This window comes from Cytophagaceae bacterium ABcell3 (assembly GCA_030913385.1).
Lineage (GTDB): Bacteria > Bacteroidota > Bacteroidia > Cytophagales > Cytophagaceae > ABcell3.
In genome coordinates this window covers 3,751,777-3,765,436 of record CP133159.1, presented here as the reverse complement: position 1 = coordinate 3,765,436, position 13,660 = coordinate 3,751,777, and the positions used below count along the sequence as shown (strand labels likewise).

Here is a 13,660-nt window from a genome sequence, read left to right as displayed (position 1 = left end):
ATGTTTGTTGATAGTCATGCGCACATATATTCGTCGCAGTTTGCAGAAGATAGAGATAAAGTATTAGAAGATTGTAGAGAAGCTAAAGTCAATAAAATATATATGCCCAACATTGATGACCAAAGCATAGATCACATGTTGGAAGCAGAATTGAGATACAATAGTACATGCATCCCTTGTATGGGTCTGCACCCGTGCAGTGTGGATAAGGGGTTTGAAAAAAAGCTTTATATAATAGAAGATTGGCTTTCAAAAAGATCTTTTGCTGCGGTGGGAGAGATTGGTACAGATCTGTTTCATGATACTACTTGGTTTGAGCAACAGAAGGAAGCTTTTAATGTGCAAGTAAAGTGGGCGCTTCAATATGATTTGCCTATTGTTATTCATTGTCGCAACTCCTTAAAGGAAACCATTGCAGAGTTAAAGAAGCAGGAAGAAATGCCTAAGGGTATTTTTCACTGTTTTACAGGTACGGTTGAAGATGCGCGCGAAATTATAGAAATGGGATTCTATTTGGGCATAGGAGGGGTATTGACTTTTAAAAATGGTGGACTAGATAAAGTGGTTCCCGAAATCCCACTAGATAGGATAGTGTTGGAGACCGATAGCCCTTATTTAGCACCTACTCCACATCGAGGAAAAAGAAATGACCCTAGCTATATTCCTTTAATAGCCAAAAAGCTTGCTGACTTGAAAAACATTAACATAGAGGAAGTCGCGGCACAAACCACCCAAAACGCAGAGAATATTTTCGTTGAAGTTGAAAATTAAATTTGGATATAGCGTAATTATTCAATTAATTTGCACTCGCTTTTTACAGCTCCTAGTCGTTATAGGGTTTTAAAGATTTTTCTACGGAGAGGTGTCCGAGTGGTTGAAGGAGCATCCCGATAGCTATCGGGAGAAAGCGTGTATACCCCTAAAGGGTATCGTAAAAATAAAATGTTAAAATTGTAAAAGGAGAGGTGTCCGAGTGGTTGAAGGAGCACGCCTGGAAAGCGTGTATACCCCTAAAGGGTATCGCGGGTTCGAATCCCGCTCTCTCCGCTAAAAGCGATGATCAAGCTGAATACAAACAGCTTAGTCATCGCTTTTTTTATTACGCTCTCAGCAATTTACCGTCTTCTTTTGTAGACCTAGTCAGCGTAAGCCTTCAGGAGTTTTTTTAGCTTAAGGAATAAGCTATAGCGGACTTGTTAGAAACTTGCTGTTTTTTCCTGACTTCGACAGATATATAAGCTTGTTGTGGTTAACTAATTTAATAATAGTATTTTATGTGTTTTTTATTTGGGTGTCCAGCTCAGGAGGAAAAACATATAAAAGGAGAGGTGTCCGAGTGGTTGAAGGAGCATCCCGATAGCTATCGGGAGAAAGCGTGTATACCCCTAAAGGGTATCGCGGGTTCGAATCCCGCTCTCTCCGCTAAAAGCGATGATCAAGCTGAATACAAACAGCTTAGTCATCGCTTTTTTTATTACGCTCTCAGCAATTTACCGTCTTCTTTTGTAGACCTAGTCAGCGTAAGCCTTCAGGAGTTTTTTTAGCTTAAGGAAGAAGCTATAGCGGATTTGTTAGAAACTTGCTGTTTTTTTCCTGACTTCGACAGATATATAAGCTTGTTGTGGTTAACTAATTTAATTATAGTGTTTTATGTGTTTTTTATTTGGGTGTCCCTAGGTGTCCCAGTTATCCAAGTAAATATTATCACAGAAGGAGAGCTATAGTAAGGAAGTTCTTGGATAAATAGGGCGCACTGAAAAACGCCCAAAATATTGATCTGTTTATATTTGTATAAAAACTAGGAGGTATGGGTGCAAGGTTTTTTCGGTTATTTCTTATTTTTCCGTGCACAGTAAATTGAGAAGTTCTTAACCCAATGCTTTTTTGGGCTAGTCACAAGCGCACAATCTACTTTATGGCCTTACATTCGAAGTATTCCAATACTTCTTCATGTAAGGCCATGCGTATTTTGCACACTTGTGACTTTTTCAGCAGGCCCTAAATAGTCTGTGAAATAGAAGATGATCTTAAAGGTAGATGTGTGGTAGCGGCAAGGTGAATTATATGGAGCGAAAATTGTCAACGGGTCTTGAAATAATTTAACGAGGAGAAAAAAAATACCGACCCCAAAGAGCCGGTATTTAAAAAGTTGAAAAAGTGGTTAACTTTAGCTTAAAAAATTAAAACATACGTGATGTTTTATGATACCAATTTAGGAAAAAAATCTGATGTAAAGAAAGCATTGATTTAATAAATTTTTATAAAATTTTAATTAACGGCTTTGTGAATGCAAAAAGGCACCTTTTGGGTGCCTTTTTGTCGTTTGTCTTATTAAATATAGTTTTTATGATAGTTTTAGCTCTTTAATAATAGTGTCTATTTTTTTATCTAGCTTCTGATTAACCTCATCAAAGGCTTCTCTGGAATGTAATTTTTCATTAACACTGAAATAAAATTTAATTTTAGGTTCCGTCCCGGAAGGTCTGGCAGACACTAAAGTGTCATCTTCAGTACGGAATTGCAAGACATTTTCTTTCGGAAAAGTTAACGTTTTTTCCTCGCCAGAAATAAGGTCTTTTTCCGTTTGAGCCTTATAGTCCATCAATTTGGTCAATTTTGATCCATTTAAGGTCTTAGGCGGATTTTCTCTGAGGTTTTTCATCATTTCCTGTATCTCCTCAGCGCCAGTTTTACCTTTTTTGGTTATAGAAATGAGCTTTTCTTTAAAGAACCCATATTCTACATACATGTCACGCATCATGTCAAACAGGCTAGCACCTTTGTCTTTAGCCCATGCCACCATTTCTGCAATAAATGCACATGCAGCAATAGCATCTTTGTCGCGGACATCATCGCCTACCAGATAACCGTAGCTTTCTTCTCCTCCTACAATAAAGGTTTCTTTTCCTTGTAGTTCTTTAATTCTGGCGGCTATATATTTAAATCCAGTTAATGTATTATAACAATTAACCTTATAGTGATCTGCAATTCTGGATATAATTTCAGATGTTACTATGGTCTTGACAATAAATTCTTTGCCTGTTATTTTTCCGGCTTCTTCCCATGCATTAAGCATGTATTTAATCAATAAGCTGCCTGTTTGGTTGCCATTGAGCAATTGCCATTCATTTTTGTGATTTTTAACGGCTATCCCAACTCTGTCCGCATCAGGGTCTGTTGCCAGCACCAAGTCTGCATCGATTTCCTTTGCTTTCTTTACGGCTATAGATAGTGCATCTGCCTCTTCTGGATTAGGGTATATTACCGTAGGGAAAGTTCCGTCAGGTTTTGCTTGTTCTTCTACTACAGTAACATTTTCAAAGCCAAACTTTTCAAGTACCTTAGGTACTAGTGTAATGGCAGTTCCATGAATAGGGGTAAATACAATTTTTAAGTCTTTTTGCCTTCTGATAGCTTCTTTAGAAACTGACAGGGCTGCAATTTTGTCCAGATACGCTTCGTCCACCTCTTCGCCTATGGTTTCGATCAGGTTTTCGTCTCTCTTGAACTTGATCTCATTTACATCTTTGATGTTTTGTACTTCGCGGATAACATTCACATCGTGTGGGGCTATCATTTGAGCACCATCGTTCCAGTATGCTTTATATCCATTATACTCTTTTGGGTTATGGGAAGCTGTCAGGACTACGCCACTGTGGCATTGGAAATGCCTGATGGTATATGACAGTTCTGGTGTAGGCCGCAGGGCTTCGAAGAAATACACTTTGATGCCATTAGCAGAAAACACGTCAGCGGTAACTTTGGCAAAGTAGTCGCTGTTTATCCGGCTGTCATAGGCAATGGCTACCTTAATTTGCTCTTTAGGATATATGCTTTTTAAGTAGTTGGAAAGTCCTTGGGTAGCAGCGCCCACAGTGTATTTGTTCATCCTGTTAGAGCCAACGCCCATAACGCCTCTTAATCCTCCGGTGCCGAATTCCAGGTCTTTGTAAAAGGAATCAATAAGTTCGTCTTCCTGGTTCTCATCCAGCATTTTTTGGATTTTGTCCTTAGTCTCTTGGTCGTAGCTGCCATTTAACCATTCTTCTATCTTTTTTCTGGTTTTGCTGTCGATCCTGGATGATTCTTTCATTACACTTTCCATATTAGTTATAAAAATTTTGTGAGATTTTTTTGTGTGGATAATTATAAAAATAATTATGTATAAAAACACATATTTTAAGAATATGTTTAGTTTCTTAAACGTAATTTAAGGATTTTGGGTTAGATTATTCACAATATCTCACATTCTTTAGAATTTTCACTCCTATCTTTTTCCTTTTAGCAGAACATATCTATTTTTGTCCTTTGTTACTCAAATAATTTACATTTTAAAATAACCCAATAATGGACACTAAGCAGTTGGAAAAAGATTTGACCAAGCTTGTAGAGTTAAAAAACAAACTAGCCACTTTAGACTATAATGATAAGAACTACGATAAGATAGAAGATGAGCTTCATGACCTAGAGGACGAGTTTCTAGAAAATTATAGTGATGAGCTGGAAACGGTTTTGGAAACAGTTCATGACGAACACTGTCCTGAGTCAGATGTATTGCTTCCTACTGCTTATATTGCCAATAAATATGTAGAGACTGGTAAGAATGAAGATGGAACAAAAAGATTTGATGTGGCAATAGGAGAGGGTGTATGTGTGGAAACAGAGGAGCATGAGGGGAAAGATACCAGATTGGTTATTCTTCCTGGTCCATTAAGGGTTGTGCTGATTATTAACGGTAAAGAAAAACAAGTAGTTTGGGAAGCCTCAGCTTAAAGGCTTCCCTTTTTTTAGATATACACTTATAAAAATATTTTCGGTATAGGAGAAAAAGGTAGGTTTCCCAAATACTTTCAGGCGAAACCTGTGCTTTTTCTAACTCTTAGCATGACCTCACTGGCAATAGATTTGGCTTTTTCGGCTCCTTTTAGCAAGTGACTTTCCAATTCTTCCTGGTTTTCCATGTAGTAATTAAAGATTTTCCTTTCAGTCTTATATTTCTCTAGGATTAGGCCCAAAAGCTCTTTTTTGGCATGTCCATAACCAAAGTTCCCCCCTTCATACTTCTCTCTTAATGCTTGAGTTTCTGACGGAGATGCTATTAAGGAAAAAATCTTAAATACATTGCACGTGTCAGGGTCTTTGGGTTCTTCAAGCGGTGTACTGTCCGTAATAATGGAAAAAACGGACTTCTTTAGCTCTTTTTCAGGTAAAAATATATCGATGTAGTTGTTGTAAGACTTACTCATCTTCTGGCCGTCGGTTCCGGGTATGGTCATTACTTGGTTATTTACCTTGGCTTCTGGCAATATAAAAACTTCCCCATGCTTAAAATTAAAGCTGCTTGCAATATCCCTAGTCATTTCAAGGTGCTGCATTTGATCTTTTCCTACAGGCACTATGTTGGCGTCAAAAATGAGAATGTCTGCTGCCATTAAAACCGGGTAGGTAAAAAGACCTGCGTTCACATCAGAAAGTTTTTCTGATTTATCTTTAAATGAATGGGCATTGGAAAGCATTGGAAAAGGAGTGTAGCAGTTTAAAATCCACGCCAATTCGCATACCTCTTTAATGTCAGACTGTCTGTAAAAGATGTTTTTTTCAAAGTCAAAGCCAAAAGCCAGCCAAGCAGCGGCAACAGAAAAGGTGTTTTGCCGGCGAACTTCCCCATCTTTGATGGTGGTTAAGGAATGAAGGTCGGCAATAAAAAACATTGATTCGTTTGACGGATCTTTTGACAGCTCAATGGCTGGTTTGATGGCTCCTAATATATTACCAAGGTGAGGCCTGCCTGAACTTTGTATACCGGTAAGTACTCTTGCCATTTTTTTTTCAGCTTTTGTTGATTTTTTTGATTAGAATTACAACATTAATCAAATTTTTTTTATTCTTCAGCATTAACTTTTCGTTAGGCTAAGAGAGTCAAAAATAATTTGCACTTTTGTATATGATAATTTATAGTCTTATAAACCAAATAATGTGATGAAATACAGCAGGATTTTTCAGATTTTGTTTTTTCTTTTGATTGTTTCAAAAGTTGAATCCTATGCCCAAGGCAAAGGAAAGGTGGAGTTTGACAATAATACCCACAATTTTGGAACCGTAAATGAAGAAGATGGCAAAATTGACCATGACTTTATCTTCAAAAATACCGGTTCTGAGCCTGTTACCATTAAGCACGTAAAGGCTTCTTGTGGTTGTACCACCCCGGCTTGGACCAAAGAACCGGTAATGCCTGGGGAAACAGGTTTTATTAAAGCCCAATATAACCCAGCTAACCGCCCTGGTACTTTTAAAAAGTCTCTTACCGTAACTACTGATGGAGATCCGAGTAGCATGGTTGTTTATATTTCGGGTAGGGTGCTTTCGAAAAACAGGACACCTAAGGAAGAGTTTCCTCGTGTGACTGGTGGGATCCGGTACTCCAATGACAAAATTGACTTGGGTAGGGTCTTTTCGAAAGATACGGTTTCTCGTTCTTTCAAGCTTTACAACGAAACTGATGAGCCTATAAAGCTGTCATCTAAAGTTTCTCACCCAAAACATATTTCGGTAAGCGCAGACACCAATGTTATAGCTCCGAAAAGTTCAGCAAACATCAACCTTGTTTATATCGCAGCTCAAAAGAAAGACTTTGGTGCTGTTGACGATATGATTGAGTTTAAGACAGACCAGGAGGGAGAAAAGAAACTAGGTTTTTTAATTAAAGCCAACATTGCAGAGTATTTCCCTCCTCTAAATGAAGAGGAAAAAGCTTTGGCTCCTGTATTGGCGTTGGAAAAAACTGAGGTTGACTTGGGCGATGTTAAGGCCGGAAGTAATACCAAGACAGAAGTTGAGATTAAGAATACAGGAAAGCAGGACTTACAAATCAGAAAAGTAAAGTCTAATGCAGATAACCTAAATCTTAAATTGGATAAAGATACTGTAAAAGAAGAGAACAGTTCTAGACTGAAAATTCAATATAAGGCTCCTGATAAGCCTGGTGCTAATAATGCTGTGGTACATATTTATAGCAACGCACCATCGTCACCTGTTCAGACTATACTGATTAAAGCCAACGTGGTAGAGAAATAAGCGTTCTAATAAAGCGTGACAAAGCCCCAGTAGTTTTATCTGCTGGGGCTTTTTTGATTAATGTTTTTTATTTAAAAGCACTTATACCTGTAATGTCAGCACCTGTAATAAGTAAGTGGATATCATGGGTGCCTTCATAGGTAATCACAGATTCCAGGTTCATCATATGTCTCATAACTGGAAATTCTCCAGTAATGCCATTTCCACCTAAAATTTGCCTTGCCTCCCGAGCTATTTTTATGGCTGTATCGACATTGTTTCTTTTAGCCATAGAAATCTGTTGTGTCGTTGCTTTGCCTTCGTTCATTAAGGTGCCTAATCTCCATGCCAGCAATTGGCCTTTGGTAATTTCAGTAAGCATCTCTGACAGCTTTTTCTGGACCAGTTGGAAAGATGCTATGGGTTTGTCAAACTGGATCCTTTCTTTGGAGTAGTTCAGTGCTGTATGGTAACAGTCCATGGCGGCTCCTAAAGCGCCCCATGATATGCCATACCTGGCAGAGTCCAAGCAGCGGAGCGGACCTGACAAACCATCTGCTCCCGGAAGTAGGTTTTCTTTAGGTACTTTAACATCTTGAAAAACAAGCTCACCGGTTATGCTTGCCCTCAACGACCATTTGTTATGGGTTTCAGGGGTTGAAAATCCTTCCATGCCACGTTCTACGATAAGGCCTTTTATTCTTCCTTCTTCATTTTTTGCCCAAACTACAGCTATATCGGCTTCAGGAGAATTGCTTATCCACATTTTAGCTCCGTTTAGTAGGTAATAATCACCTTTGTCCTTTATGTTGGTAATCATACCTGAAGGGTTAGAGCCATGGTCAGGCTCTGTTAGGCCAAAGCAGCCCAACATCTCTCCAGATGCTAGTTTTGGTAAGTATTTTTTCTTTTGCTCTTCAGAGCCATATTTAAATATTGGGAACATTACCAAAGACCCTTGTACAGAAGCCGTGGATCTCATGCCTGAGTCACCGCGCTCTATTTCCTGCATCATCAGTCCGTAGGAAATATAATCCAACCCGCCACCTCCATATTCTGTTGGGATAGTAGGGCCAAAGGCCCCAATTTCTCCAAACTTTTTGACTATATGAGAAGGGAATTTTGACTGTTGGCAGCATTCTTCTATTATGGGAGAAATTTCCTTTTTAACAAAATCTCTTATGCTCTGCCGGATAAGTTTTTGTTCCTCAGTGAGAAATTCGTCTAAAAAGTAGTAATCAGGAGACTCAAAATTGTCAGTTCTCATATTAAGGTTTGGTTAAAAAAAATTAAATATCCAAATTTACAACTGTTATACGTAAATTATGTTATTTGAGATGCAAAGCAAAGACCTAGAACCCCGGATTCTGGAGTTAATTCAAAAACTTGAAGAAAAATACAAAGAAGATGACCAGGATCTGGCTACGCATCTTGAAGGGTTGTTGAATACTTCGTATTTAAAGTATTGGGATTATATTCAGCTAGACACATTATTGAGCCTTCAAAAACCTCGAACGGACTTTCCCGATGAACTTATTTTCATAACATACCATCAGATAACAGAACTTTACTTTAAGCTTATCCAACATGAAATCGGACAGCTCAAAGAGAGTGTTCAGGTAGAGGATGATTTTTTCTTGAAAAAGATAACTAGGATGAACTGGTTTTTGGGCAACCTGATTTCCTCTTTTGATATTATAGCTGTAGGGATGGAACAAGACCAGTTCTTGAAGTTCCGCTCAGCGCTTCACCCTGCCAGTGGATTTCAGTCAGTGCAATATCGTATGATAGAAATCGCTTCTACTGATTTTATAAACTTGGTAAGCAGTAACGATAGGGACAGTTTTTCCGATTATTCAACTATCGATGATATGTTTGATAATATATATTGGAAAAAAGGTGCTATAGACAGTGCTACAGGTAAAAAAACGCTTACCCTGAGACAGTTTGAAGAAAAATACTCCGATATGCTCTTGAAGCATGCTCATGAATACCAGTTTCGAAATGTATGGTCTATTTTTAAACGTTTGTCCAATGAGGCCCAAAATGATCAGGAGATAATTCAGGCCATGAAGAGGTATGATACTTATGTAAATATCAATTGGCCGCTGGCACACTATAAGTATGCAGTGAGTTACCTTTTTAAGTCTGGGCATATTAAAGCAACAGGGGGAACCAACTGGGCGCAATATCTCCCGCCAAGATTTCAAAAAAGAATTTTTTTCCCTGACCTCTATTCAGAACAAGAGGTTGATGAATGGGGCAAGGCCTGGGTGGAGACAGAAGTCTTAAGTAAATTATAGTATTTTATCAGTATTTTCGTTATTGATTATACAATAAGTAGTTTTGGGTACGATTAGTGTTTGATAATCTGCTGCATAGTTGCGCCTGGTTTTTATGACAAGGCTTCTTGCTTTAGATGTGCCGTTTGTGGAATATTGTATTATTAATAACCTTTTTCGGTTAACAGCTTTGCCAAAAGGATGGCATGTAAAAACTGTTTCTAAAAATGCCTGTGGCTGGATATAAATTTTATATTCCTTTTTGTTTCTTTCTGATGGTAAGCATTGGTGCATACACTCAGAACCATAAAAAAGTTGAAACTTTTTATGATCATAAAAAGCAACTTTTAAAAGAGGAGTATTATGTCCTTGCCAAATCCCCAAATGTTACAGATAGTTTATACACTTCTTTTTATCAGAACGGAAAAGTCAAGTCTAGAGGGCATTATAAGAAAAACAAACCAGAGGGTCTTTGGGAGTATTTTTATGAGAATGGAAACCCTCGTATGACTACCGAAATTAAAGATAGGCAGAACCATGGGGCTTGTGTCTATTATTATGAAAATGGGAATGTGCAGGCAAAGGGAAATATGGAAAAAGGCCTACGAGAAGGGGAGTGGGAGTATTTCTATGAGAATGGTGCCTTGAAAAATGTTGGTTCTTTTGAAAAGGATAAGAAAACAGGTATCTGGATATATTACCGGGAGGATGGGATGCAGAAAGCGCAAGCGGAGTACGAAAAAGACAAAGGTATTTATAAAGAATATTTTGAAAGTGGAAAACTTAAGAGCAAAGGCCCTATTGTAAATGGAAAAAGCAATGGCTTATGGAAGTACTATTATGAGTCTGGAGGTGTAAAAGGAGAAGGTTATGAGAAAGACGGACTGAAGGAAGGGATGTGGAAATTTTATTATCCTAATGGTACATTAAGTAGTGAGGGTACTTATGATGCAGGGAATTTACAAGGAGAATGGAAGTATTTTCATGAGAACGGAACGTTAAGTGCTGAAGGGGAGCAAAAGGATGGTAGCAGGCACGGGTATTGGAAATTGTATTATGACAATGGTGCTTTTAAAGGAGAAGGGAATTTTGATCGCGGAGAAGGGCCTTATAAAGAGTACTATGAAAGTGGCAAACTTAAAATTAAAGGGTTCATAAAAAATGAGCGGAACGAAGGGCAGTGGAAATATTATTATGAAACAGGAGAGCTAGAAGGTAGGTGCCATTTTACGGGCGGAAGAGGCCATTATACAGGATATTATGAAAATGGCAACCTGAAGATGGAGGGGATTATTGACAATGGCGTACGGACTGGTATTTGGAAGCTTTACAAAGAGGAAGGGGGGATTTCGGGATATTATAGAACGTATTATGATAAGGAAAACCTCGTGTTCAGAGAGGTGCCTACTGTGGCAGATACCTTACGCGCCGATTCTATTATTGCCTATGAAAAGCCTAAAATAGTTATCCCTAAAAAGAAGTCCAGGTATTACACTAAGACTATCAATGAGTATAAAGGGTATATCATTGGGTTTAATCCAATTGCAATCATATTAAATGAACTGCCTGTTTATGGCGAGTATTATATTCAAGAAAGGATTGGGTTTGAATTGGGATTAACTTATCACAGAAGGCCCATATTAGGAAGTATTTCCAATGCGCCCTTAAATCAGTTTACATCTACAGGTTTTTCTGCACATTTTCGACACAAGCTTTACCAGCCAGACGGAGAGTATGGCATGCTTTATTACGGCCATGAAGTAAGGTTTAGTTATATGGAATATGGCAGGGCTATAGTAGATACCACGCATGGAGGATATGAGCATATTAATAACCTTAATGCCCGAGAAACTTTATACGAGTATTCTTTCATCGTGGGTAACAGATTGATGCAGGATTATAGAAAAGATGGATTTACTATTGATGTTTTTGCAGGTATAGGTATTGGATATAGGCATTTGTCGAGAAACTATCCTCAAGAAGATTTATATACAAACTCTATGAACAGGGTTCGCTCTTCAAGGATTACTATTCCCATCCGATTAGGTTTAAGCGTTGGGTACTCCTTTTGATTAAAATATTTAAGAAAAGCCGATTTATGTAACCAGATTTTCTGTTCGTTGTAAAAATACAGATAGTGGAGGTAGCTTATAAAAGCTGGTTTTTTATGCTTAATTGCATTTTTCGGAATCTTTCAAATCATTTATGGTAAAAGAAATAGAGTTAAAACTTGCGCCTGAAGAAGCAGCAAGTGGTGATTTAGTTGATTCAGCTGTAAGGCATAAGCTTGGCTTAGCCCCTGGCGATGTTGTTATAACCGAAATTGTCCGCAGGTCCATAGATGCCCGCTCTAGACAGGTGAAGGTGAACCTAAAAGTAAAAGTTTTTATTAATGAGACACCTGTAAAAAAAGTATTTAAAAAGCCTGAATATAAAAACGTTTCCACTGCTCCACGCGTGATCATTGTTGGTGCAGGGCCAGCCGGACTTTTTGCGGCTTTGAGGTTATTAGAGTTGGGGCTAAAGCCCGTTGTGTTAGAAAGGGGGAAAGATGTGCGATCACGTAGGAGAGATCTGGCTGCCATTAATAAGGAGCACATCGTAAACCCTGAGTCGAACTACTGCTTCGGGGAGGGTGGTGCCGGTACGTACTCCGATGGCAAGCTTTATACAAGGTCTAAGAAAAGAGGGAGTGTACAGCGTGTACTTGAGATAATGGTGGTCCATGGGGCAACAGAGGAAATCTTGGTAGATACACACCCGCATATTGGCACGAACAAATTACCTAAACTTGTTCAGTCTTTAAGGGAAACTATTATTGAGCATGGGGGAGAAGTGCTTTTTAATACTTGCGTAAAGGACTTTATTGTAGAAAAAGACGAAGTGCTTGGAGTGAAAGACCAAGAAGGGAATAAACATGAGGGGATTTCTGTGATTCTTGCCACGGGGCATTCAGCACGGGATATTTTTTATTTGTTGAACAATAAGAAAATTTATATAGAAGCGAAACCTTTTGCTTTAGGTGTGCGGGTTGAGCACCCTCAGGAGTTAATAGACTCTATACAATACCATTGTACTTCCAGAGGGGCATATTTACCCGCAGCGTCTTACGCATTGGTAAACCAGGTAACTTATAACAAAGTACAGCGCGGGGTGTTTTCTTTCTGTATGTGTCCTGGAGGTTTTATAGTACCCGCTGCTACCAGTCAGGAAGAGGTGGTTGTCAATGGCATGTCGCCTTCCAGAAGGGATTCGGCGTTTGCCAATAGTGGCATAGTTGTAGCCATAGAAAACGAGGATTTTAAGGAGTTCTCCCATTATGGGCCTTTTATGGGATTAGAACTGCAAAAAGCTGTTGAACGTAATGCCTGGCTATCCGGAGGTAAAACACAGTCCGCGCCAGCGCAAAGAATGGTAGATTTTGTCAATGGTAAAATTTCGCCCTCTTTAACCAAAACATCTTATCAGCCAGGTTTGATATCAGTAAACATGGACGAGGTATTGCCTGAAAGTATAAGTTATAGGCTTAAACAAGCTTTTAAGGCTTTTGGCAAATCTATGAAAGGCTATTATACCAACGAGGCACAGGTGGTAGGGGTGGAAAGCCGTACGTCTTCGCCAGTATTTGTTCCTAGAGACCGGGAAAAGCTTGAACATATCCAGGTTAAAAGATTGTTTCCTTGTGGAGAGGGGGCTGGGTATGCTGGCGGTATTATGTCGGCAGCAATAGATGGGGAGAAATGTGCTGAAGCTGTGGCTAACCTTTATGCCCACAGGTAAATAATAGAACTGTGCGTGTGGTATGCCTGTGACTTTTTCAACAGGCCTTAAATTATTTTTTGCTTTTTTTTGTTATGACTAGAGAGTAAAAACCTAATTATAATAATGAAAAAAACTTTAGTACTTGGCGCTACCCCAGACGCTACTCGTTTTGCTTACAAAGCAGCAAACATGCTTACAGACTATGGACATGAAATCGTTCCTGTAGGGATGAAAAAAGGGGAAGTGGCCGGAAAAGTTATTCAAAATGATTATCCTCAGGTCGAAGGTGTCGACACTGTGACCCTCTATGTAGGTACTAGAAACCTTGAACCTCTTTTTGACTACATTATCAATTTAGGTCCTAAAAGGATTATTTTTAATCCTGGGACTGAAAACGATGCTCTTATTAGACTTGCAAAGGAAAAAAATATAGAAACGGTAATAGGGTGTACCCTTGTTATGTTGGCAGTAGGCAATTACTAGCACACTTTGTAACTTTTTCTCTAAACAATATGAATTATTTCGGTATAAAAAATGAATTTTTTGCTGGAAAATTTTAATTT

At 38.6% G+C, this 13,660-nt stretch carries 10 protein-coding genes, 1 tRNA gene and 1 pseudogene; 9 read left to right on the top strand and 3 right to left on the bottom strand.

Annotated elements, in window-relative coordinates; translation table 11 throughout:
* The 3 genes and pseudogenes from RCC89_15230 to RCC89_15220 all read left to right on the top strand — a co-directional run bounded on the left by RCC89_15230 (window position 1) and on the right by RCC89_15220 (window position 1,422).
* The gene (locus RCC89_15230; protein WMJ74507.1) at window positions 1-771 is read left to right on the top strand and encodes a TatD family hydrolase; all 771 of its coding nucleotides are present in this window, start codon (window positions 1-3) and stop codon (window positions 769-771) included.
* A 188-nt stretch (window positions 772-959) separates the two neighbouring features.
* Window positions 960-1,047: transfer RNA gene (locus tag RCC89_15225), tRNA-Ser, on the top strand.
* A gap of 275 nt (window positions 1,048-1,322) precedes the next feature.
* A pseudogene (locus tag RCC89_15220) lies at window positions 1,323-1,422 on the top strand.
* Window positions 1,423-2,344: 922 nt separating this feature from the next.
* Here RCC89_15220 and RCC89_15215 read toward each other — a convergent pair.
* Window positions 2,345-4,093 (bottom strand): phospho-sugar mutase, encoded by a 1,749-nt coding sequence (locus tag RCC89_15215; GenBank protein ID WMJ74506.1) that lies wholly within the window; start codon window positions 4,091-4,093, stop codon window positions 2,345-2,347.
* A 254-nt stretch (window positions 4,094-4,347) separates the two neighbouring features.
* Here RCC89_15215 and RCC89_15210 point away from each other — a divergent pair, with 254 nt between their 5' ends.
* Complete coding sequence (locus tag RCC89_15210; protein ID WMJ74505.1) at window positions 4,348-4,773, top strand: hypothetical protein; 426 nt, start codon at window positions 4,348-4,350, stop codon at window positions 4,771-4,773.
* A gap of 77 nt (window positions 4,774-4,850) precedes the next feature.
* On the opposite strand, the gene trpS is transcribed toward RCC89_15210, so the two are convergent.
* A complete protein-coding gene (gene trpS / locus RCC89_15205; GenBank protein WMJ74504.1) occupies window positions 4,851-5,822 on the bottom strand; it encodes a tryptophan--tRNA ligase in 972 nt (323 codons plus the stop codon).
* A gap of 157 nt (window positions 5,823-5,979) precedes the next feature.
* Here trpS and RCC89_15200 point away from each other — a divergent pair, with 157 nt between their 5' ends.
* Window positions 5,980-7,074 carry a DUF1573 domain-containing protein gene (locus RCC89_15200; protein WMJ74503.1) on the top strand — a complete coding sequence of 365 codons (1,095 nt, stop codon included), beginning with the start codon at window positions 5,980-5,982 and terminating at the stop codon, window positions 7,072-7,074.
* A 67-nt stretch (window positions 7,075-7,141) separates the two neighbouring features.
* Here the strand turns inward: RCC89_15200 and RCC89_15195 are convergent, their stop codons facing one another.
* Complete coding sequence (locus RCC89_15195) at window positions 7,142-8,320, bottom strand: acyl-CoA dehydrogenase family protein (GenBank protein WMJ74502.1); 1,179 nt, start codon at window positions 8,318-8,320, stop codon at window positions 7,142-7,144.
* 58 nt (window positions 8,321-8,378) lie between these two features.
* On the opposite strand from RCC89_15195, the gene RCC89_15190 reads away from it, so the two are divergent.
* From RCC89_15190 to RCC89_15175, 4 genes are all read left to right on the top strand, one after another.
* Window positions 8,379-9,356: a tryptophan 2,3-dioxygenase family protein gene (locus RCC89_15190; GenBank protein ID WMJ74501.1), complete on the top strand. Its 978-nt coding sequence runs from the start codon at window positions 8,379-8,381 to the stop codon at window positions 9,354-9,356.
* Between the two features lie 212 nt (window positions 9,357-9,568).
* Window positions 9,569-11,407 carry a toxin-antitoxin system YwqK family antitoxin gene (locus RCC89_15185; protein WMJ74500.1) on the top strand — a complete coding sequence of 613 codons (1,839 nt, stop codon included), beginning with the start codon at window positions 9,569-9,571 and terminating at the stop codon, window positions 11,405-11,407.
* Between the two features lie 133 nt (window positions 11,408-11,540).
* Window positions 11,541-13,115: an FAD-binding protein gene (locus tag RCC89_15180; protein WMJ74499.1), complete on the top strand. Its 1,575-nt coding sequence runs from the start codon at window positions 11,541-11,543 to the stop codon at window positions 13,113-13,115.
* A 105-nt stretch (window positions 13,116-13,220) separates the two neighbouring features.
* Window positions 13,221-13,580, top strand: coding sequence for a CoA-binding protein (locus RCC89_15175; protein ID WMJ74498.1), 360 nt, complete (start codon window positions 13,221-13,223; stop codon window positions 13,578-13,580).
* The last annotated feature ends 80 nt before the right edge of the window (window positions 13,581-13,660 follow it).